General features: G+C 63.6%; 20 protein-coding genes and 1 pseudogene. 12 read left to right on the top strand and 9 right to left on the bottom strand.

Features of this window, described 5'->3' with window-relative positions; all coding sequences use genetic code 11:
• Window positions 1-144: 144 nt before the first annotated feature.
• From D886_RS0111005 to D886_RS0110985, 5 genes are all read left to right on the top strand, one after another.
• Window positions 145-2,385 (top strand): TonB-dependent siderophore receptor, encoded by a 2,241-nt coding sequence (locus tag D886_RS0111005; protein WP_027593984.1) that lies wholly within the window; start codon window positions 145-147, stop codon window positions 2,383-2,385.
• A gap of 176 nt (window positions 2,386-2,561) precedes the next feature.
• The gene (locus D886_RS0111000) at window positions 2,562-2,849 is read left to right on the top strand and encodes a hypothetical protein (protein ID WP_027593983.1); all 288 of its coding nucleotides are present in this window, start codon (window positions 2,562-2,564) and stop codon (window positions 2,847-2,849) included.
• Entirely contained in the window at window positions 2,846-4,366 is a 1,521-nt protein-coding gene (locus D886_RS0110995) for a PepSY domain-containing protein (RefSeq protein WP_027593982.1), read from the top strand. Before D886_RS0111000 ends, D886_RS0110995 begins: the two co-directional genes overlap by 4 nt.
• Complete coding sequence (locus D886_RS0110990; protein ID WP_027593981.1) at window positions 4,363-4,695, top strand: DUF3325 domain-containing protein; 333 nt, start codon at window positions 4,363-4,365, stop codon at window positions 4,693-4,695. The genes D886_RS0110995 and D886_RS0110990 overlap by 4 nt, the downstream gene beginning before the upstream one ends.
• 87 nt (window positions 4,696-4,782) lie before the next feature.
• Window positions 4,783-5,322, top strand: coding sequence for a histidine phosphatase family protein (locus D886_RS0110985; protein ID WP_027593980.1), 540 nt, complete (start codon window positions 4,783-4,785; stop codon window positions 5,320-5,322).
• 12 nt (window positions 5,323-5,334) lie between these two features.
• Here D886_RS0110985 and D886_RS0110980 read toward each other — a convergent pair whose 3' ends face one another.
• Together D886_RS0110980 and D886_RS0110975 are read right to left on the bottom strand one after the other, a co-directional pair.
• Window positions 5,335-6,120, bottom strand: coding sequence for a sulfite exporter TauE/SafE family protein (locus D886_RS0110980; RefSeq protein ID WP_027593979.1), 786 nt, complete (start codon window positions 6,118-6,120; stop codon window positions 5,335-5,337).
• A gap of 121 nt (window positions 6,121-6,241) precedes the next feature.
• Complete coding sequence (locus tag D886_RS0110975; protein ID WP_033694146.1) at window positions 6,242-6,847, bottom strand: helix-turn-helix domain-containing protein; 606 nt, start codon at window positions 6,845-6,847, stop codon at window positions 6,242-6,244.
• 115 nt (window positions 6,848-6,962) lie between these two features.
• Here D886_RS0110975 and D886_RS0110970 point away from each other — a divergent pair, with 115 nt between their 5' ends.
• From D886_RS0110970 to D886_RS0110960, 3 genes are all read left to right on the top strand, one after another.
• The gene (locus D886_RS0110970) at window positions 6,963-8,099 is read left to right on the top strand and encodes an FAD-binding oxidoreductase (RefSeq protein WP_027593977.1); all 1,137 of its coding nucleotides are present in this window, start codon (window positions 6,963-6,965) and stop codon (window positions 8,097-8,099) included.
• Between the two features lie 12 nt (window positions 8,100-8,111).
• Window positions 8,112-8,489 carry a RidA family protein gene (locus tag D886_RS0110965; protein ID WP_027593976.1) on the top strand — a complete coding sequence of 126 codons (378 nt, stop codon included), beginning with the start codon at window positions 8,112-8,114 and terminating at the stop codon, window positions 8,487-8,489.
• A gap of 164 nt (window positions 8,490-8,653) precedes the next feature.
• Entirely contained in the window at window positions 8,654-9,718 is a 1,065-nt protein-coding gene (locus tag D886_RS0110960) for a membrane protein (protein WP_027593975.1), read from the top strand.
• A 79-nt stretch (window positions 9,719-9,797) separates the two neighbouring features.
• Here the strand turns inward: D886_RS0110960 and mcpA are convergent, their stop codons facing one another.
• Window positions 9,798-11,684 carry a methyl-accepting chemotaxis protein McpA gene (gene mcpA / locus D886_RS0110955; RefSeq protein ID WP_027593974.1) on the bottom strand — a complete coding sequence of 629 codons (1,887 nt, stop codon included), beginning with the start codon at window positions 11,682-11,684 and terminating at the stop codon, window positions 9,798-9,800.
• Between the two features lie 141 nt (window positions 11,685-11,825).
• Complete coding sequence (locus D886_RS0110950) at window positions 11,826-12,704, bottom strand: LysR family transcriptional regulator (protein ID WP_027593973.1); 879 nt, start codon at window positions 12,702-12,704, stop codon at window positions 11,826-11,828.
• Window positions 12,705-12,807: 103 nt separating this feature from the next.
• Here D886_RS0110950 and D886_RS0110945 point away from each other — a divergent pair, with 103 nt between their 5' ends.
• Window positions 12,808-13,236: a PACE efflux transporter gene (locus tag D886_RS0110945; RefSeq protein ID WP_027593972.1), complete on the top strand. Its 429-nt coding sequence runs from the start codon at window positions 12,808-12,810 to the stop codon at window positions 13,234-13,236.
• 63 nt (window positions 13,237-13,299) lie between these two features.
• On the opposite strand, the gene D886_RS0110940 is transcribed toward D886_RS0110945, so the two are convergent.
• The 5 genes from D886_RS0110940 to D886_RS0110920 all read right to left on the bottom strand — a co-directional run bounded on the left by D886_RS0110940 (window position 13,300) and on the right by D886_RS0110920 (window position 17,792).
• Window positions 13,300-14,364 (bottom strand): hypothetical protein, encoded by a 1,065-nt coding sequence (locus tag D886_RS0110940; RefSeq protein WP_027593971.1) that lies wholly within the window; start codon window positions 14,362-14,364, stop codon window positions 13,300-13,302.
• Window positions 14,365-14,474: 110 nt separating this feature from the next.
• A complete protein-coding gene (locus D886_RS0110935) occupies window positions 14,475-15,155 on the bottom strand; it encodes a GntR family transcriptional regulator (RefSeq protein WP_027593970.1) in 681 nt (226 codons plus the stop codon).
• A gap of 15 nt (window positions 15,156-15,170) precedes the next feature.
• Entirely contained in the window at window positions 15,171-15,875 is a 705-nt protein-coding gene (locus D886_RS0110930; RefSeq protein ID WP_027593969.1) for a FadR/GntR family transcriptional regulator, read from the bottom strand.
• A 44-nt stretch (window positions 15,876-15,919) separates the two neighbouring features.
• On the bottom strand, window positions 15,920-17,230 hold the full coding sequence (locus D886_RS0110925; RefSeq protein ID WP_027593968.1) for a C4-dicarboxylate transporter DctA: 1,311 nt from the start codon (window positions 17,228-17,230) through the stop codon (window positions 15,920-15,922).
• Between the two features lie 247 nt (window positions 17,231-17,477).
• On the bottom strand, window positions 17,478-17,792 hold the full coding sequence (locus D886_RS0110920) for a helix-turn-helix domain-containing protein (RefSeq protein ID WP_027593967.1): 315 nt from the start codon (window positions 17,790-17,792) through the stop codon (window positions 17,478-17,480).
• A gap of 164 nt (window positions 17,793-17,956) precedes the next feature.
• Between D886_RS0110920 and D886_RS28790 the strand changes: the two are divergent.
• The 3 genes and pseudogenes from D886_RS28790 to D886_RS0110910 all read left to right on the top strand — a co-directional run.
• A pseudogene (locus D886_RS28790) lies at window positions 17,957-18,388 on the top strand (PAS domain-containing protein); the annotation flags it as partial.
• Window positions 18,389-18,514: 126 nt separating this feature from the next.
• On the top strand, window positions 18,515-19,624 hold the full coding sequence (locus tag D886_RS0110915) for a methyl-accepting chemotaxis protein (RefSeq protein WP_371097562.1): 1,110 nt from the start codon (window positions 18,515-18,517) through the stop codon (window positions 19,622-19,624).
• A gap of 12 nt (window positions 19,625-19,636) precedes the next feature.
• Complete coding sequence (locus D886_RS0110910) at window positions 19,637-21,331, top strand: bifunctional diguanylate cyclase/phosphodiesterase (RefSeq protein ID WP_027593965.1); 1,695 nt, start codon at window positions 19,637-19,639, stop codon at window positions 21,329-21,331.
• Window positions 21,332-21,334: the final 3 nt, after the last annotated feature.

Genomic DNA, 21,334 nt, shown 5'->3' with positions numbered 1-21,334 from the left:
ATAAGATTTAAACTCATTTGAGAATCACTATATTTACCACCCCTGTTGGCCTCCACTTTGTCGTTGCGAGGCCGGTGGGCGAGGGCTCGCCGGCTTCCTGGTAGGGATGTGCCTTTTCGCTCATGAATCGCAGGAGATGTACCGATGCAATCCAGACCTTCACCCAACAGCCTGGCCCTGGCGTTCGTTGCGTTGGCCTCGCCGGCCATGGTCGCGACTGCCGCCCAGGCTGAAGAGCAACGCGCCGGTGAAGTGCTGGAGGTGCCTGCTGCGCAAAGCGCGCTGGTCATTCAGGACACCCTGGTCACCGCCGAGCGCGAAGCGCGGCAGGCGCTGGGTTCGTCGATCATCACCGAAGAGGACATCAAGCGTCATCCCCCGGCCAATGACCTGTCCGAACTGATCCGCCGCGAACCGGGGGTCAACCTGACCGGCAACAGTGCCAGCGGTGCGCGCGGCAACAACCGGCAGATCGACCTGCGCGGCATGGGGCCGGAAAACACCTTGATCCTCATCGACGGCAAGCCTTCGAGCGCTCGCAATGCGGTGCGCTATGGCTGGAACGGCGACCGCGATACCCGTGGCGAAACCAACTGGGTGCCGGCCGAAGCGGTCGAGCGCATCGAGATCCTGCGCGGCCCGGCGGCGGCGCGTTACGGCTCTGGCGCCATGGGCGGGGTGGTCAACATCATCACCAAACGCCCGACCGATGAGCTCAAAGGCAGCGTCAGCCTGTACACGCAGATGCCCGAAGACAGCGCCGAGGGGGCCAGCCGCCGTACCAACTTCAACCTGGGGGGCGGCCTCACCGAAAACTTGGGTTTCCGCCTGTACGGTGGCCTGGCCAAGACCGACGCCGACGACCTGGACATCAACGCCAGCCATGCCAACAGTGCCCTGTCGGCCGGCCGCGAAGGTGTGCGCAACAAAGACATCAACGGGATGCTGAGCTGGAAACTCAACGACGAGCACCGCTTTGAAACCAGCGCCGGCTACAGCCGGCAAGGCAACATTTATGCTGGCGACACCATGAACAGCAACGGCGGCAGCAATGTCGATCTGATCTCCAGCCTGTATGGCCACGAGACCAACGTGATGCAGCGCAACACCTACGACCTGACCCACCTGGGCGATTTCGCCTGGGGCACCAGCAAGACCACGCTGGCCTACGAGTACGTGCGCAACTGGCGCCTCAACGAGGGCTTGGCCGGGGGCCCGGAAGGCGCGATCAACGACAGCGGCGCCGCCATGTCGCGGCTGCGCAATACGCGTCTGAGCAGCGAAGTTAACCTGCCATTCGCCATGGGCAGCACCGAGCATGTACTGACCCTGGGTGGCGAATACCTGTACGAGTCGCTCAACGATCAGGGCTCGTTCCGCCCGCAGAGTTTTGACCCCAGTGGCGGTGGCAACGACGCGATCAGCGGCTTCGACCGCAGCAACTCGAAGATGACCGCCAAGAGCTACGCGCTGTTCGTCGAAGACAACATCATTGTCGGCGACACCACCGTCACCCCAGGCCTGCGCTTTGACCACCACGAGACCTTCGGCGACAACTTCAGCCCCAGCCTTAACCTGTCTCACAAGCTGACCGAGGCGCTGTCGGTCAAGGGCGGTATCGCCCGCGCCTACAAGGTGCCGAACCTGTATCAGTCCAACCCCAACTACCTGCTCTACAGCCGTGGTAACGGTTGCAGCGTGCAGCAGACCAACTCGGGTGGTTGCTACCTACAGGGCAACGCCGACCTCAAGCCAGAAATCAGCGTCAACAAAGAGATCGGCCTGCTGTACGACCGTGGCACCTGGCGCACCAGCGCGACCTACTTCCGCAACGATTACAAGAACAAGATCATCGGCGACACCGGTGTGCTCTACACCATCAACAGTGGCCGCCGCGTGACGCAGTGGGAGAACGCCGGCGAAGCGCGCGTGGAAGGGATCGAGGGCAACTTCTTCATCGAACTGAGCCCGACCCTGGACTGGAACACCAACCTGACCTGGATGCTCGACAATGACAACCGCGAGACGGGCGAGCCGCTGTCGGTGATCCCAGAGTACACGGTCAATACCACCCTCGACTGGCGCGCCACCGACAAACTGTCGTTCCAGGTGGCAGGCACTTACTTCGGCAAGCAGAAGTCGCCGACCTACAACTACCGCACCCAGGAAAGCTACGACCAGGAGGCGCAGCAGGATGTCGAAGCCTACGGCCTGGTGGACGTGAGCACAGGGTACAAGTTCAACGCCAACTATGACGTGCGGGTGGGGGTGAACAACGTGTTCGATAAGCAGATCCTGCGCGGTGGCAATGCCAGCAGCTCGGGTGCCAACACTTACAACCAGCCGGGTCGGGCGGTGTTTGCTTCGTTGAATATCACCTTCTGATCCCGGGGCCGCAGTGCGGCCCAATCCCCCTGTAGGAGCAGCCTTGTGCTGCGAAGCGGTCGATGAAAGCCTCGCGAATCTTCGCAGCTATCACCGGCCTCTTCGCAGCACAAGGCTGCTCCTACAAGGCGATCGGCATGCGCAGCAGCCCACCCAAGACCCTCGAGGAGCTTCCGATGATCCAAGCCCCCGCCTGGCTGCAGATCTTCTCCCGCAGCACCGCGGCATTGCTGGGCGGTTACGCGTTCAGCTACGCCGCCAGTGCCTGCCTGGCCCGGTTGCTGCCGCTGTCGTCCGCCGACGCGGTCATTGTCGCGACCCTGCCAGCCTTCATCTTCTACACCGGCGCAATCCTCTGGGCCTTTGCCAGCCGTGATGCCGTGCGTGCCTGGGCGCCGCTGGTGCTTGCTGCACCGCTGGCACTGATCGGCTTCTGGCCGCAGGCACTGAGGTGGCTGGCATGAAGAATACCTTCACCCAATCGATGGCCTGGTTGCACACCTGGGCCGGGCTGATTTTCGGCTGGCTGCTGTTTGCCATCTTCGTCACCGGCACCCTGGCGGTGTTCGACAAGGAGCTCAATCACTGGATGCAGCCGGAGGTCCCGGCAACCGAGGTGTCCCAGGCCGACGCCGCGCGGCGGGCCGTTGCCTATCTGCAAGCCCACGAACCGAAGGCCGGCAACTGGGGCATCAGCCTGCCCACCGAGCGTTCGCCCGGGTTGCGCGTGTCCACCGGCGAACGTCGCCATGGCGGTGGCGTGCAGCTCGACCCGCGTACCGGCGAGGCCATCGAGGTGCGTGACAGTGTCGGCGGCAACTTCTTTTTCCGCTTCCATTTCACCCTCGACTTGCCGCGCAACTGGGGCATCTTCGTGGTCGGTGCGCTGGCGTTGGTGATGCTGGCGGCACTGGTCACGGGCATCGTGATCCACAAAAAGATCTTCAAGGAGTTCTTCACCTTCCGGCCCAACAAGGGCCAGCGCTCATGGCTGGACTTTCACAATGCCAGCGCCGTGTTGTTGCTGCCGTTCCACCTGATGATCACCTACACCGGGTTGGTGATCTTCATGCTCATCTACATCCCGGCAGGGGTCGATGCATTGTTCGAAGGCGACAGCCGCGCGTACTTCCAGGCGCAGGGCAATGCCCGCCTGGAGCAGCCACGGCAACTGGCCAGGCAGCCGGGCGAACTGGTTGATGTGGCGCCGTTGCTGGCTCAGGCCGAGGCGCGGCTGGGGCCGATTGGCGGCTTGAACATCCGCAACCCCAACACCGCAGGCGCGCGTATTGAAATCCGCCCTGAGCTAGGCAACCGGATCGCCCTCGCCAAAGGCCAGGCGATGGTCTTCGATGGCGTCAGCGGCGAGCTGCTTAGCGATGTGCCTGAGTGGCGTGCGGCCCCGCTGACCCAGCGGGTGATGGTCGGTTTGCACTTTGCCCAGTTCGGCGGCTACCCGATGCGTTGGCTGTACTTCATTTGCGGGGTGGTCAGTTGCGTGATGATCGCCAGTGGGCTGGTGCTGTTTTGCGTCAAGCGTGGGCGCAAATATGCCAGCGCCACGGCGCAGCCTTCGGCGCGGCGCTGGTACCGGGTAGCCGAAGTGTGCAATGTCGGCTTCGTCAGCGGGTTGTTACTGGCCTGCGTGGCCCTGCTGTGGGCCAGCCGCTTGTTGCCGGTTGAACTCGTGCAACGGGAAAACTGGGAGGTGCGCGTGTTCTTTGGCACGTGGCTGCTGGCGCTGCTGCACGCGGGGGTGCGGCCGGCACGGCGCGCCTGGGTCGAGCAATTGCTGTTGGTGGCGCTGCTGTGCATCGGCTTGGCCGCGTTGGGTAGCATGGCTGACGCGATGCGCCAGGGTGTGGTGGCGTGTGCGATGGTGTTGGGCGTGTTGCTGGGGCTGGTGGCTTGGCGGGTACGTCAGGCTGCGTCGGCGCCGCAGAAGACCAGGGCAGGGCGAAGCGTGGAGGCGGGCGCATGATGATGTGGGTTACAGGCGGTATGTTGTTTGCCTACGTCGGGATGCTCGCGTTGTGCCAGGGCTTGGAGCGGCATTACAAGCATGTCTGGAATCGGCCCTGCCCACGTGGCCTACGCCTGGGGTTGCGAGGGGCAGGGTGGCTGGCGCTGCTGGTCAGCCTGCTGCTGTGCGCCCAGGCCTGGGGTTGGGCCATGGGGCCGGTGGCGTGGTTCGGGGCGCTGTCGCTGGCAGGGATGCTGCTGGTGATGCTATTGCCCTACTGGCCGCGGCTGGCCGTCGGCTTGTCGGCGGCAGTGCCGGTGTGGGGTGTGATGTTGCTGCTGGCTTGATCCGCACAGGCCAGGCGCATTTCGTCGCGCAAAAAAAGTGGCGGCATGCTAAACCATCCGCTCCCGCCTGCCATGAAGAGAGCACCGGTGAAAGCCGTTCGCCTGACCCTCGTTTGCCATGCCCTGACCCACGCGCAGAAGACCGGCTGCCTGCCCCGGCCGGAGGACGGCATCCTGGCGCTTGAGCAACCGCCCGTGTCAGCTGGGCCTGCCGTGCAGGTGCTGAGTGCGCCGGAGCGGCGGGCCTGCGAGACGGCGGCATTTTTATCGTCGCAAGCACAGGTCGAACCTGCATTGGCGGATTGCGACCTGGGGTGTTGGCAAGGCTTGTCGCTCAAGCAGTTGCAGGCAGCCCATCCACAGGCGTTGTCCGAATGGCTGGAAAACCCCGACAGCGCACCGCATGGCGGCGAATCGTTCGCCCAGCTGTGCCAGCGCGTAGCGGTTTGGCTGGCGGCGTTCGACACGCCGGGTGAATGGCTGGCAGTGACTCACCCCATGGTCATCCGCGCCGTACTGGTCCAGCTATTGGGGTGTCCGATGAGCGCCCATCAGCGCGTTGATGTGCTGCCGCTATCGCGCCTTGAACTCAGCTTCGCCGGGCAGTGGCGTCTGCGTCTGGGTTGATAGCGGTGGCGGTCAGAAGGCCAGTTTGTAGCCGATCAGCAACAGCATCGCGGCCAGGCACGGGCGCAGCACGCGGTCGGAAATCCGCCCGGTAAGGTGGCTGCCCATGTAGATACCCGGCAGCGAACCGAGCAGCAGGTAACCCAACAGCGACCAGTCCATGTTGCCCATGCCGGCGTGGCCCAGGCCCGCGACCAACGTCAGCGGTACCGCGTGGGCGATTTCGGTGCCGACCAGGCGGCGGGTCACCAGGAAGGGATAAAGCAGGAACAAGGCCACGGTGCCCAATGCGCCAGCGCCAATGGAGGTCAGGGTGACCATGACCCCCAGCACGACGCCGGTGAGCACGGTCAGCGTGTTCAGGCTGCGGTCGCTGAGGTGATAGTGGTCACCGGCATGACGGCTGGCGAATGCCTGCAGGCGCGATTTGAACAGAATGGCCAGTGCGGTGAGGATCAACACCACGGCCAGGCCTTGTTTGATGATGGCGTTGAGCGCCGAGGTGTCGGTATGCAGGGTGCTGAGGAACCACAGGGTGAGTGCGGCGGCGGGCACGCTGCCCAGGCTCAGCAGGCCGGTGATTTTCCAGTCGATGTTCTTGTTGCGGGCATGCACCCAGACGCCACTGGCCTTGGTGATGGCGGCATAGAGCAGGTCGGTGCCGACAGCAGTGGCCGGGTTGATGCCAAACCACAAAAGAATAGGGGTCATCAGCGAGCCGCCACCTACGCCGGTCATACCGACGATGAAACCCACGACCAGCCCGGCAAGGGTGAAACCGAAAGAACCTACATCCATACGCTACTCGACTGCCCAACTTTGCCCGTTATCGGATGGAAGCCAGCATATAGAATTTTTAATAGCCAAATAGACTAGTTCGTTATTAGGTTATAACTGCGTGTTGCCTGTACGGCACCGCTCAGCGGTCCGTCATGACCACCATCACCTGCGCATCACCGCCGTCTTCGCTTTCCGACAGGTAGATATGCCCCACCTGGCTATTGAAGTAGGCCGTCTCTTGCGGGCCGATGCTGACGGCTTCACCCGTCTCGAACTCGATGCGCACACGCCCGCTGAGCACCAGTGCGAACTCTTGGCCTGGGTGGCGGATAAAGTCGTCGAACTGCCCGCGCTCGCGGGCGATGATGCGGGCATAGGCGGGTGTCATGCGCCGCTCGGGGAATGCACCGGCGATCGGGTGGTAGTCGTAGGTACCCGTCGCGTAGCCTGCCACCGCGGCCAGTGAGTCCACCACCACGGTGACCGGCACCGGCGTATCGGCCGTGCCGCTGGCACGGAACAGCTGCGCGATATCGACATTCAGCGCGCGGGCAGCGGCGGCCAGTTTTTCGTAACTCACCGAGACCTGGGCAAGCTCCATTTTCGACAAGGTCGACACCGGCACGCCGCTGGCTTCGGACAATTGCTTGAGGGTCAATTGGCGCGCCTTGCGCACTTGGCGCAGGCGCCTGCCGACGGCGGCGCGGTCTAGCAAGGGCAGTGCATCGGGACGGTCATCGGGCATTCGGGGCACTCGGCATACGGCGTTGGTCGGGCATATTACCTTGGACACTTGCGCAGTTCTAAATTCTCATATATTAGAATTCTCATAAATGATAATTATCGAAGCAGGAGCGTGCATGACCCCGATCTACGACACCCTGATCATCGGCGCAGGCATTGCCGGCGCCTCCTTGGGTTATCGCCTGGCTGACCAGCAACGGGTGCTGCTGCTCGAGCGCGAGTCACAGCCGGGCTATCACTCGACCGGGCGCTCGGCGGCCATGTTCATGGAGGCCTACGGCACGCCGCAGATTCAGGCACTGACCCGTGCCAGCCGAGCGTTTTACGAAGCGCCGCCCGCAGGCTTCTGCGAACACCCTTTGCTTGAGCCGCGCGGCTGCCTCTATGTCGCCAGCCATGAACAACAGCAACTGCTCGAACAGACCCATGCACAGAACCTGGCCAATGGCACCGAAGTCAGCCTGCTCGACCGCGACGCGGCGCTGGCGCTGGTGCCGAGCCTGCGGCCCGAGGTCGTGGCCGGCGCGGTGCTGGAGCCAGGCGCCATGGACTTGGACGTACACGCGCTGCACCAAGGGTTTTTGCGCGGCTATCGGGCTGCCGGGGGTGAACTGCGCTGCAACGCGGAATTGGCCAAGGCCCGCTTGCTCGATGGCGTGTGGCAGGTGGAATTGAGCGATGGCAGCTGTGTCCAGGCTCATCAACTGGTCAATGCGGCAGGTGCCTGGGCCGACCGCGTCGCCGAGCAATGCGGCGTGGCGCCCATCGGCCTGCAGCCGTGCCGCCGCAGCGCGTTTACTTTCCCCGGCCCCGCCGAGCAAAACTTCGCCCGTTGGCCAGCGGTGATTGGCGTCGACGAGAGCTTCTATTTCAAGCCCGACGCCGGGCAACTGCTCGGCTCGCCCGCCAACGCCGACCCGGTCGAACCCCAGGATGCCGCGCCCGAAGAGCTCGATGTGGCGTTGGGCATCTACAACATCGAAGCCATGACCACGCTGACTATCCGCCGCCCAAGCCACAGTTGGGCCGGTTTGCGTTCGTTTGTTGCCGATGGCGACCTGGTGATTGGTTTTGATGCACGCATGCCTGCGTTTTTCTGGCTGGCGGCGCAAGGTGGCTATGGCATCCAGTCGGCCGCAGGTGCTTCGCGCCTGGCAGCTGACCTGCTGCTTGGCCAGCCGCTGTGCCCTAGCCTTGTCAGCCAGGGGGTGGCGCCTGAACGCTTGTCCCCGGCACGTTTCCAGCAACCCTGAAAGGAGCTTTTTATGAGCAATGATATCCAGCGTTTTCCCAGCAGCCTGCCATTTCCGTTTTCCCGTGGGGTAAAAGCCGGCGGCTTCCTGTTTCTGTCTGGCCAAGTACCGATGAGTGCCGGCGGCGAAGTGGTACGGGGTGATATCCAGACCCAGACCCGCGCGGCCTGCGAACGCATCGCCGAGAGCCTGGAGGCGTGCGGGGCACGCTTCGATCAAGTGGTGAAAGCCACGGTGTGGCTGTCGGACATGAGCCACTTCGCCGGCTTCAACGAGGTTTACAAGGAATTCTTCGGCGCCGCCTTGCCGGTTCGTTCGACGGTGGCCTCGGCGTTGGCGCTGGGGGTGGATGTGGAGATCGAGGTGCAGGCGTTTATCGGCCAAGCGTAACCGTTCACTGATCCAGCAGGAAATTGTAGGCGCAGCCTTGTGCTGCGTAAGAGGATTGCCCATGGCATTGCTGTGGTGCTGCTGGCCTCTTCGCAGCACAAGGCTGCTCCTACAGGGGTTCTTTGCCGCAGTGACACACAACAACAATAAAACCAGAGGTTCACATGCAAGAGCAGCTGAAAATCGCCGGGGCCTTCGTTGGCGTGATCGTGGGGGCGGGCTTTGCTTCGGGGCGGGAACTGTTGTTGTTCTTTGTCGATTTCGGGGTGTGGGGGCTGGTCGGCGCGCTGGTCAGCGCCGCCTTGTTCACCTTCCTCGGCATGGCCCTGGCGGGCTTGGGCAACCGGCTGCGGGCCACATCGCACAAGGATGTGATACAGGCCATCTGTGGCCGTCACCTGGGCCTGTTCGTCGACTGGCTGATCACCTTCTTCATGTTCGCCGTCACCGTGGTCATGCTGGCCGGTGGGGGTGCACTGCTGGAGCAGCAGTTCGGCATCCCGGCGTTGACCGGCAGCGTGCTGATGACGGTCGTGGTGGTGGGCATCGTGTGCCTGGACGTGCGCAAGGTGATCCTGGCCATCGGCGCGATCACCCCGTTGTTGATCCTGGTGGCGTCGGCGATTGCACTGTACGCAGTGCTTACCCGCGAGCAGAGCTTTGCCGATCTCGATCACCTGGCGAGCCAGCAGCAGGCCGGCACCCGTCATTGGCTGTTGGGCGCGTTCTTGTATGTGTCCTACAACATCGTTGCCGGTGCGCCGATCCTGGCCATTCTGGGGGGCTCGGCCAAGGGCGAGAAGACTGCGGTGTGGGGCGGGTTGCTGGGCGGTGCAGCGCTCGGTGGCTTGATGTTGGTGATGAGCGCCGGGCTGTTGTCGCGCCTGGACAGTGTTGCCGATCTGCCGATGCCGATGCTGTCGATTGCCAATGAGGTGTCGCCGCTGTTGGGGCTGGTGATGTGCCTGATCATTTTCGGCATGATCGTGAACACGGCGGTGGGCACTATGTTCTCGTTCCTTTCGCGGCTGTTGCCGGCGGGCACGGCGACGTTTCGCTGGGGCTCGGTGGTGACCGGGGTGGTGGCGTTTGGCTGTAGCCTGGTGGGGTTCATCAGCCTGGTGGGCGAGGTATATCCGCTGTTTGGCTACCTGGGGTTTGTGCTGATGGCGGCGGTGTTGCTGGCCTGGGTGCGGCGGGGTAAGGCGGTAAAAGCGGTGGTGGTTTAGGGGAGGGGGCTGCTGCGCAGCCCATTCGCGGGCAAGCCCGCTCCCACAGGGGGAGAGGGCTTGCTGGCAAACGTGACACTTAGATTCTGAAGCTGCCCACCAGCTGCTTCAATCGGCCAGCCTGTTGGGCCAGCTGATCGCAGTGCAGCAGTGTCTCGTTCAGGTTCTCGACGCCTTGCTGGTTGAGGGCGTTGATCTGGGTGATGTCCAGGTTGAGGCTCTCGACCACGGCAGTCTGCTCTTCAGTGGCAGTGGCCACCGACTGGTTCATGCCATCGATCTCGCCAATGCGCTGAGTCACGCTGGCCAGGCGCACACCGGCCTGGTTGGCCACTTGCACGGTCTGTTCGCTGGAGACCTGGCTGGTGTTCATGGTGTGCACCGCCTCGCGCGAGCCCACTTGCAGGCTGGTGATCATGCGATGGATCTCTTCGGCCGACTCCTGGGTGCGGTGCGCCAGGTTGCGCACCTCGTCGGCGACCACGGCGAAGCCACGGCCGGCTTCACCGGCACGCGCGGCTTCGATGGCGGCGTTGAGCGCCAGCAGGTTGGTCTGCTGGGAAATGCCTTTGATCACATCGAGAATCTTGCCGATTTCGTCGGTGCTGGCGTTGAGCGTTTCAATCTGCGCGCACGATTCGCTGATGCGCTGCGACAGGGCGGTCATGGCACTGATCGCTTCCTCGACCACTTCGCGGCCACCGTGGGCCTGCTCGCTGGCGCCGCTGGCATGCTGCGAGGCATCGGCGGCGTTGCGCGCGATCTCTTGGGTAGCCGCGCCCAGCTCGTTGATGGCTGCCGCCACACTGTTGGTGCGCATGCTCTGTTCTTCGGAGCCGGTGATCGAAGCGTTGGAGGCGTTGACCACCTTTTCCGACAGGTCATGCACCAGTCGCGTGGCCGACGACACTTCACTGATCGAGGCATGGATGCGTTCAACGAACCGGTTGAACGACATCGCCAGTTCGCCGAACTCGTCCTTGTTCTGCACGGCCAGGCGGCGGGTGAGGTCACCTTCACCTTCAGCGATGTCGCGCATGGCACGGCCCATGGTGGTCAGCGGTTGCATCAGCACCGGGATCAACAAGCCCAGCAGGCCGGCGATGGCGGCCACGGCGATGAGCATGGCGATGATCGCCGAGGTGCGGAATTGGCTAAGGGCGGCGTAGGCCTTGTCCTTGTCGATCGACAGGCCGATGTACCACTGGGCCGACGGCAGGCCGTTGACCGGGGCAAAGGAGATCAGGCGGTCCTGGCCATTGAGGGTGACATCCTGCATGCCCGAGGCGACGCGCAGGCCACTGCCGGGGTAGATGTCCTTGAGGTTTTTCATCACCTGGTCTTTGTCCGGGCTGACAATGACCTGGCCATTGCTGTCAGCAAGGAAGGCATGGCCGATACCGCCGAAATCGACCGAGTTGATGATCTCGACCAAGGTGTCGAGGGTCACGTCGCCGCCGACCACACCGATCAGTTCACCGTTGCCTTTGCCCTTCACGGGGGTGGCAATGGTGACCATCAAGCCGCCGACGGCGCCTTGGTAAGGTGCGGTCAAAACGGTCTGCCCGGCGCTTGCCGCGGTGCTGTACCACGGGCGTTGGCGGGGGTCGTAACCAGCGGGCATCTGCGCGTCTGGGCGCTGGGTGAATGCACCGTTGGCCTGGCCCAGGTAGGTGAACAGGAAATTGCGCGTATAGGACGGCTGCTCGACCAGGCCGTTCAGGGTATCACCGGCGCCTTGCTGGCCAATGTCCTGGGCCAGGTTTTCCAGCACCAGGATGCGCCCGCTCATCCAGTTCTGCACGCTGCTGGCGGTCAGTGCGCCGGATTGCTGCACCGAAGACTCGATATTCTGGCGAATGGTGTTGCGTTGCAGGTAGTCGTTGTAGAGGGTGAACAGGGCAAAAGCCAGGACCACGACGCCGCACGCGCTGAGCAGGATCTTGTGGCGAAATTTCAGGTTCATGTTTCGAGACCTTGAGCCAATCAGGGGGGAGGGCACAGCGCACTCATGACGCGCTGCGCCCTGTCGTCTGGCTATCGGCTTGAGGGGTAAAAAATTGAAACACTTAGCGAAATTTCTTTAGGCCGTTTCGACGAACGGCATTCAGCGTTTACACAGCTGCTCGATCAACAGCCGCGCTGCCTGGCGCAGCGGGTGCTGCTTGCGCCACAGGATGTGCACGGGCAACTGCAGTTCATTACGGGTATTGCGAAACTCTAGCTGCACCAGCCGCCCGGCCGCCAACAGCGGTGCGATGCGCGAAAGCGGCAGGTCACCCCAGCCCAGGCCGGCCTCGACCATCTGCAGGGCGACGTCGAAGCTGTCGGTGGACCAGTGCGTGGCCCCGATCAGGGCGCGCGGGTCGGTCAGCGGCAGGTCGCGGCTGCGCACCAGGATCTGGCGCACATTGATCAGGTCTTCAAGGTAGTGAATGCGTGCGTCGAGCAGCGCCGGATGGGTGGGTGACAGGGTAGCCACCAGCGACTCCATGCCGATGTACTGGAAGCCGCGACGGGCATCGACCTGCAGGCCGGCGAAGGCCACGCAGAGGTCGGCGCGGCCACTGTCGAGCAAGTGCAGGGCTTCTTCCTGGGGGGCGCTGAGCAGCGCGATGTCCAGCAGCGGGTAGCGCTCACCGAGCTGGGCGATGGCGCCTAACAGCGGGCGATGGTCGACGTCGGGGACCACCGCGATGGTCAGGCTGCTCTCAAGCCCCTGGGACAACTCCAGGGCATGCACCTGCAGCAGCCCGAGTTGTTCGGCGATCAACCTGGCGTGGGGCTCCAGGGCCAAGGCCTGGGCCGTCGCCCGCACTTCGCGCGGGCCACGTTCGAACAGGCTGTACCCAAGCTCTGCCTCAAGGTTGCCGATGGCCATGCTCACGGCCGACGGCACCCGGTGCAGGGCGCGTGCGGCAGCGGAGAACGAACCGCGGTCGAGCACGGCGAGAAACAGCTGAATATTGTCGCTGGAAAAGTTCATGGCAGCCTCCTATCAGTTGATCTGACAGCTGCTGACTTTTGCTGTCAAGAAGATTGAAGCATGCTCGCCCCTTCGTTTTTTTTGACTTTGGAGGCAAACCCAGGTGCAAGGGCTCAAACGCAAACTGGTCTATGTGACTTTCTATGAACTGATCGGGTTGTGCATGTCCACCCTCGGGCTGGCGTATCTGTCAGACACCCAGGCTTCCCACACCGGGCCATTGGCCGTGATGATCACCACCATCGCGATGCTCTGGAACTTGATTTACAACACCCTGTTCGAGCGCTGGGAGGCCCGCCAGGCCAAACGCGGGCGCAGCGTGGCCCGGCGCGTGGCGCATGCCATCGGTTTTCAACTGACGTTGGTGGTGTACCTGATTCCGCTGATTGCCTGGTGGCTGGACATGAGCCTGGTCGAGGCGTTTCTGGTGGACCTGGCGTTCATCATCCTGGTGCCGTGCTACACCTTTGCCTACAACTGGGCATTCGACAGGCTCTTCGGCTTGCCCACCTCGGCGCTGGCCACTGCCTGACAGGTTGCTGAAACGCCCCTTGTGAGCAGCCTTGTGCTGCGAAGAGGCCCGCACAAGCAACCCCTAAGGCGGCAGGCGTATCAACAAAGGCGCCTGCCGCTGTTCCGCCTGCGGCGCTATCGGCTGCTCCATCGGCCGCGGTGCACTGGCCAGCAAACTGTCCTCGACCTGCCCCGACAGGTAATACACCCCCGCCATCGCCCCGCTCTGGCGGTTCTCCATCAACTCCTGCCATTCCTGGTTCAGCGCCACGTTGAGGATCACCCGCAACTGTTCGACCATCTGCGGTTGTTCACGGCCGTGGGTGATCATGCCGTACCCGGTTGCCGCCACCGAGATCATCGCCCCAGCCACCTTGCCCACCGCAGAGGCCACGGCACTGGCGATGCCGCGTGGGGCCAGGGTGGCGCCGAGCTTCTCGCTGGCGCGGGTGGCCACCGACGACAGGCCCACGTCGGTCTGCCCCGGGCCTTTGCTGGCTTGTTGGTGCAAATGCTCACGCATGGCTTGCCAGGCCGGTTGTTGGTCCAGCGACTTGGCCCGCAGCAGTTGGTAGAGGCTGGCGTTGCGTGCAGCGGGCGGGCCCAGGGCGATGGCAGGTATCCGGTTGAGGCGCTGGCTGAATTGCTCAGCCGGTGCGTTGTAGCGGGCGATGATGCCAGGCAGTTGCTGGCCGAACAGTTGCACGTACAGTTCACAGGCGCGGTCGCGAATACCCTCGGGGTTGATCTGCTCGGCCACGGGCTCGATCACCCGTTCGTGGTACTGCTCCTGCAAGTATAGCGCCAGGCGTTTTTCTGCAGGCTCACGGCCCTCGCCACTGTCGATCTTGTACCAGGCGACCTTGAGGGTCAGCCATTGTTGGGTCCAGTAGCCGGTGAACCAGGGGATGAAGTCGCTCTCGGTGCGTTGCTGCACCTGCTCCTTCCACACCCGCATCGAGCGGCGGGCGTAATCGTTGGCCGACCCGGCGGCACCGACCGAAGCCTCGATCAGGTCCTGGTCGATGCGCTGCCAGGCAGCGGCGGTGAGCACGGCGGGCGGTGGCGGGGCGGGCGGACGCTTGCTGACACAGCCGCCGAGGGCCAGCAACAGGCACAGTAGCAGTAAGGGGGTACGCGAGCTCACGCGGCCGCCTCCCTGGGTAGAGGCTGGGGTGGTTTCTCGAGTATAGAGAGAAGGCTGCCAGTAGGAGCGGCCTTGCGTCGCGAAAGGCCGCTCCTATAACGACGAAAAACTCAGCCCAGGTCGAGCTTGTCTTGCAGCCGGTCCAGGTGCTCGTGCATCAACGCCAGCGCTGCGGGGGCATCACCTGCCTCGACCGCATCGATGATCGCCGCATGTTCTTCCCAGGCACAGTGGTCGCAGCAGGGCGACTCATAGCGGGCGATGATCAGCGAGGTCATCGGCACCAGGCCGTTGAGAAACCGCGCCAGCGGCGCGTTGGCGGCGACCTGCGCGAGCTTCAGGTGAAACTCGCCGCCCAGGCGGATGGCCGCGCAGCGCTCACCGTTTTCGTGGTGTTGGCGCTCCCGCTCGACCAGCAGGCGCAGCTGGCGGATCTGCGCCGGCCGGGCGCGTTGCGCGGCGAGGGTGATCAAGGTGGTTTCGGCCAGGCGCCTGGCACTGAGCACCTGGCGCGCCTGGTCTGGGTCGGGTGCGGCCAGGTGCGCGGTGTGGCTGGGGCGCTGAACCACCACCTGTTGGTCCGACAGGCGGCCAAGCACCCGGCGTATCACCGTGCGGCTGACACCAAAGGCATGGCCTAAGGCCTGCTCGGGCAGCAGCGCACCTGGCGGCAAGCGCTGTTCAAGGATTGCGTCGAACAGCCGTGGGTAGATCTGGTCGGCCGACAGGCGAGTTTCGCCGGCGGCGAGCAAGGCAGGCAGGCGGGGGGCGGCGTGGGCGCAGGCGGTCATGGTCGCTCTCCTGGGTCAAGGGCGGGGGTGTTCGTCCGGGATGTTCAGTTGGATGCCCATGCGCTGGCCTTCGGCAAGGATGTGCTGGCGCATCTGGGCGCTGGCCTCGGCGCTGTTGCGTTCGCGGATGGCGCGCACCACGGCATCGTTTTCCTTCAGCCGTGCGGCCAGGTGTTCGGGCGAGTTGCGCAGCATGTCGGCGCTCTGCTTGAGGGCGTTGCTGGTCTGCTGCACCACGCTCTGGAAGATCGGATTGGTGGTCAGGGCGAACAGCGCCTCATGCAAGGCGATGTAGGCTTTGACCCCGGCTTCGCTGTCATCGGCCTCCAGCGCTTCGCGCATGTCCATCAGCGTCAGGCGCAATTGGCCGATGTCGTGGCTGTTGGCCGATTGCGCGACCAGGCCGACGATGAAGGGCTCGAGGGTGTAGCGCAGCTCCAGTACATCGGCCAGGCTGGCCGACGCGCTGGTGTCGATGCTCGGCTCCTGCAGGGCAGCATCGGCATCCAGCACCAGCACGCCTTTACCGGGCAGCGCGCGCACCAGGCCCAGGGTTTCCAGCACGGTGACGGCTTCGCGCAGGCTGGGGCGGCTGATGCCCAGTTGTTCGGCCAGTTCGCGCTGGCCAGGCAGCATGTCGCCGGAGCGCCACTGGCCTCGGGCCAGGGCTTGGCGGAGTTTTTCCACCACTGAGTTGACGACGGTCGATGAGCTGATCACGGTTCGCTCCTGGAAGGGCCGGCGTCATCGCCGGCCGCGTTCGATCAGAATTCCTGTTGATGAATGTTGGGCTGCTTGCGGGGCGTGTGGGCAAAACCTGGTTTGCCAGCGAGTACGTTCTGCGCACGCTCCAGGTCGATGTCCTTCTCCCAGCGCGCGATGGCCACGGTGGCTACGCAGTTGCCGATCAGGTTGGTCAGTGCCCGGCCGATACCCATGAACCAGTCCACTGCCAGCACCAGCACCAGGCCCACCACCGGGATGGCCGGCACGGCGGTCAGGGTGGCGGCGAGGATCACCAGCGCCGAGCCTGGGATGCCATGAGCGCCCTTGGAAGTCACCAGCGAGACCAGCAGGATGGTCAGCAGGTCGGTCATCTCCAGTGGCGTGCCGGTGGCGTTGGCGATGAACACGATGGCCAGCGTCAGGTAGATGGAGAAACCGTCGAGGTTGAACGAGTAGCCAGTCGGGATCACCAGGCCGACGGTAGAGGTACCGATGCCCAGGTGTTCGAGCTTGCGCATGATCTGCGGCAGCACGGCGTCGGAAGAGGCGGTGCCGAGGACGATGGTCAGCTCCTCACGCAGGTATTTGATCAGGGGCAGCAGTTTCAGGCCCGACAGGCGCATGACGGTACCCAGGACAATCAGCACGAAGCCGGCGCAGGTCAGGTAGAACAGCGCCACCAGGCCACCCAGGTGCTGCAGCGACTCGAGGCCATATTTGCTGGTGGTGAAGGCGATTGCGCCGAACACACCAATGGGCGCCAGGCGCACGATCATGCCCATGATGCGGAAGATCACGTGGCTAAGCTCGTTGATCAGCCGCGAAATACCTGCCGCCGAGTCACCCACCAGGTTCAGTGCACTGCCGAACAGCACCGAGAACAGCAGCACCTGCAGGATGTTGTTGTCAGCAAAGGCGCCGATCACCGACGTCGGGATCAGGTCCATGAAGAAGGCGGTGGCACCATGGATGTGCTGGCCGCGCTCGGCCAGGCTGCTGGCGTCGGCGCTGGACAACTGGTCCAGGTGGATGTTGGCACCGCTGCCAATGCCGCTGGTGAAGGCGAACACCAGGCCGATCACCAAGGCGATGGTGGTCAGTACTTCGAAGTAGATGACTGATTTCAGGCCGATCCGCCCAACCTTTTTCAAGTCGCCAGCACCGGAGATACCGCTGACCACCACACAGAAGACGATCAAGCCGATGAGCATCTTGATCAGCTTGATAAAGCCGTCACCGAGGGGTTTGAGTTGCAGGGAGACTTCGGGGAAGCTGAGGCCGCAGGCAATGCCGAGGGCAAGGCCCAGCACGACTTGCAGGAAGATCGAACGCGAGCACCATTTGAGCATGGGAGTGATCTCTGGTCGGTGTCCTTGCTTCGATGCCGCGAGGGTCAAAGAGCGCAGGACTTAATTATTGTGGTCTTACCGGTTTGTTCAGCGCGAGGCCATAAAAGCGCGAAAAATCCTACATTGCAAGTGATTTTGGCCTTACCGGTCTGACCAGTTGTGGGGCAATTGGCACTGCCAGGCTCTAATTCGGTGCATGCCATTTATCGGGGCTGAACAGCGCCCCCAGGTAAACCGATGAATCAGGTCAGGGCTTGGCCAACGCCTGGTCCACTGCTGCAATCAGCTTGCCAAGATCTTTGGGCGGGGCGTTGTGGATGACACCGAACAGGTAGGCGCGCTGCTCCTCTTCGTCGTCCGGTTCGGCGAAGAAGTCCTTAGGTTTGACACCCAGTACGCCTGCGAACGCCATGAGCGCGTCGACGCTGGGGGTATAGGCGCCGGTCTCGAAACGGCTGATGGTCTTAGGGTCGAAGCCGGTTCGCTCGGCGAATTGTGCCTGGGTCAGACCCGCCAGCTTGCGGTAGCGGCGCAGGGCAAAACCCAGAGCTGATCTCGTCATCACTTAATTCCCATTTAGAATCAAGAACTTAACGATATCTATCCGCATGGCGCAACGCCATGATCGATCACCTTTATTTGATTTATGTGATGAATTTCGTAGAATTCGCGGCTTGACCGGACAGTCATCGTCGAGTTTCCAGTGTCATTCGGCCTCATGCCGGTATGGCTGGAAGCGCATGTGCACATTGGAGCGGATCGCTGCGTATCGGTTCCGATGGTCGTCGATGGGCAGGGTGCCGGTTCGTCAGTGAATGGAGTCTCATCGTGCGTCTCAATCTCCCGGTAACCCCGGTCGAGCAACGTTTCCCCTCGGGTCAGCGGCTGATTTCCGCCACCGACACCGCCAGCCACATTACCTACTGCAACCCCGAATTTGCCGCTATCAGCGGTTACAGCGAGGCCGAGCTGATCGGCAGCCCGCACAACCTGGTGCGCCACCCCGACATGCCGCCAGCGGTGTACGCATTGATGTGGCGCTACCTCAAAGCCGGTAAAAGCTGGATGGGCATCGTCAAGAACCGCTGCCGCAATGGCGACTTCTACTGGGTCAATGCCTACGTCACGCCGATCCTTGAAGACGGCCGGGTGATCGGCTACGAATCGGTACGGGTCTGCCCGACTCGCGAACAAGTCAGCCGTGCCGAGGCCCTGTATGCGCGACTGCGTCAGGGCCAGGCGCCGCTGTCGTACGGCCGCCGCCTGGCGTTGCTGGGCCAGGCCATGGCCTTGCCGCTGCTGGGTGGGGTGTTGGCGGTGAGCGCCAACCAGTTCTGGCCAGGCTGGCCCGGGCAGGGCCTAACCCTTGCGTTGTTCGCGGCCTATGGCCTGTGGATGCGCAACGACTTGGGCCGCCAGTTGCGGCGGGTCATCCAGGGCGCCGAAGGCACCTTCGCCGACCCCACCGCGGCGTTGACCTACAGCGACCTGCCGGGCGCCGCCGGGCAACTGCAGCTGATTTTGATCGGTGAAGAGGCGCGCCTGAAAACCGCGTTGACCCGGCTCAGCGACCTGGCCACGCAGATGGCAGTAGCCGCGCACGATGCCGGGCGTCTGTCGCGCGGTACCGAAACGGCCCTGCTGGAGCAGCGCGCTGAAACCGACCTGAGCGCAACCGCGATGGCCGAGATGACCGCCTCGATCGGCGAGGTGGTCAACCATGTGCAACTCACCGCCGCCGAGGCGCATACCGCGCACCTGCTGGCCGAGCAGGGCAGCCGCGTGGCCGATGCCAGCGGCACGGCGATCCGCGCCCTGGCCGGCACCGTGGACCAGATCAACCAGGCGGTCACCCACCTGGCTGGTCAGACCGGCGCCATCGCCGAGGCGACGGGGATGATCCGGGGCATTGCCGAGCAAACCAACCTGCTGGCGCTCAATGCCGCTATCGAGGCCGCCCGTGCCGGTGAGCAGGGCCGTGGCTTTGCCGTGGTGGCCGACGAGGTGCGGGCGTTGGCCGACAAGACCCGGCAGTCGACGTTGCATATCCAGGCCATTATCGATGGCCTGCGCAGCGGTGCCGAAGAAGCCGTGGCCATTGCCAGCCAAGGCATTCAGGGCGCCGAGCAGGGCGTTGCCCAGGTGCAGGAGGCCCAACAGGCACTGCACGGTATTCGTGAAGCGGTGCAACGCATCAGCGGCATGAGCCAGCAGATGGCCACAGCCTCGCAGCAGCAGTCTGCCGTGGCTGAAGAGGTGTCGCGGCAGATCAACGGTGTGGCGGGCATTGCCCAGCACAGCGCCCATAGCGCCAACGCGGCCGCCTCGCGCGGTGCCGAGCTGGAGGAGGTGTGCGCCGGATTGCGCGCCCTCGTGGAGCGCTTCAACCGTTAGGGCAGGATGCTTATGGACGATAACTATCGCGCGGCCGTGGACGCGGCCGCGATCTTTTCCGAAACCGACCTGCGTGGCTGCATCACTTACGTCAACCAGCAGTTCTGCAGCATCTCCGGTTACAGCCGCGACGAACTGCTGGGCGCCAACCACCGCATTCTGAATTCCGGCCTGCACGAGCCGGAATTCTTCCTCGGCATGTGGCGGGCGCTGACGGCGGGCAAGGTGTGGAAGGGCGAGATCTGCAACCGCGCCAAGGACGGTTCGCTGTACTGGGTCGACAGCACCATGGTGCCACTGGTCGACCCGCTGACCGGCAAGGTGCGCAAGTATGTGTCGATCCGCTTCGACGTCACCGAGAAGCGCCAATTGCTGCACACCTTGCAATGGCGGGTGGGGCACGATGTGCTGACCGGGCTGCCCAACCGCGCCTACCTGTCCGACCTGCTCAACCAGGCACTGGCGTTCTCGCGCCGTGAAGACATCCCGCTGGCGGTGTGCATGCTCGACCTGGATGGCTTCAAGGCGGTCAACGATGGCTACGGGCATGCCACTGGCGACCTGTTGCTGGTCGAAGTGGCGCAGCGCTTGAAGGGCATCTTGCGCGGGGGGGATGCCGTGGCCCGGTTGTCGGGTGACGAGTTTGTGCTGATCCTGCGCAATGTCAGCGACGACCGCCAGTTGCATGCGGCCCTGTGCCGGGTGCTGCGGGCGCTGGCGGCCACTTATGTGGTGCGCGAGCACACCCTCTCGTTGAGCGCCAGTATTGGCGTCACGCTGTACCCGCTCGACGATGAGGACGCCGATACCCTGGTGCGTCACGCCGACCAGGCTATGTATGTGGCCAAGCAGCGTGGGCGCAACCGTTACCACGTGTTCGATGTGTCCCAGGAGCAGGAACTCAAGGCCACCCACCAGACCGTGACACGGGTGCGTCGGGCACTGCGCAATCGCGAGCTGTGCCTGTACTACCAGCCCAAGGTCAACCTGCGCAGCGGCGAGGTGCTGGGTTTCGAGGCGTTGCTGCGCTGGCAACGGCCGGGCCGTGGCCTGGTGCCGCCGGGCGAGTTCCTGCCGTTGGTGGAACAGACCGACCTGATCATCGAAATTGGCGAATGGGTGATCCACCAGGCGCTGAGCCAGTTGCAGACCTGGCAAGGGCAGGGGCAGCCGTGGTCGGTGAGTGTCAACATTGCTGCGCGGCATTTGCAGCGCAGTGATTTCGTCGAACGCCTGGAACAGTTGCTGGCGGAGCACCCCGGGGTTGACCCGGCCCGGCTGGACTTGGAAATCGTCGAGTCGGTGGCCATCGACAACCTGCAGCATGTCAGTCGGTGCCTGGATGCCTGCCGGGCCTTGGGCGTGCGCTTTTCGCTGGACGATTTCGGCACCGGCTATTCGTCGCTGAGCTACCTCAAGCGCTTGCCGACCCAGACCATCAAGATCGACAAGTCGTTCGTGCGTGACATCCTCCATGACCAGGATGACCTGGCCCTGACCGGGGCGGTGATCGGGCTGGCGCGTGCGTTTGGCCGCGAGGTGGTTGCCGAAGGCCTGGAGAGTGTCGAGCATGGGCGGGTGCTGATGGCACTGGGTTGCGAGCTGGCGCAGGGGTATTTCATCGCCAGGCCGATGCCGGCGAGTGAAGTGCTGGCTTGGGCGCAAGGGTATCGGCAGCCTGAGCAATGGCGCAGCGGTAAAGGCTGAAGT

This window comes from Pseudomonas sp. LAIL14HWK12:I7 (assembly GCF_000483465.1).
GTDB lineage: Bacteria > Pseudomonadota > Gammaproteobacteria > Pseudomonadales > Pseudomonadaceae > Aquipseudomonas > Aquipseudomonas kermanshahensis.
The sequence above is the reverse complement of the archived record's forward strand: the minus strand, read 5'-3'. Positions and strand labels throughout refer to the sequence as shown.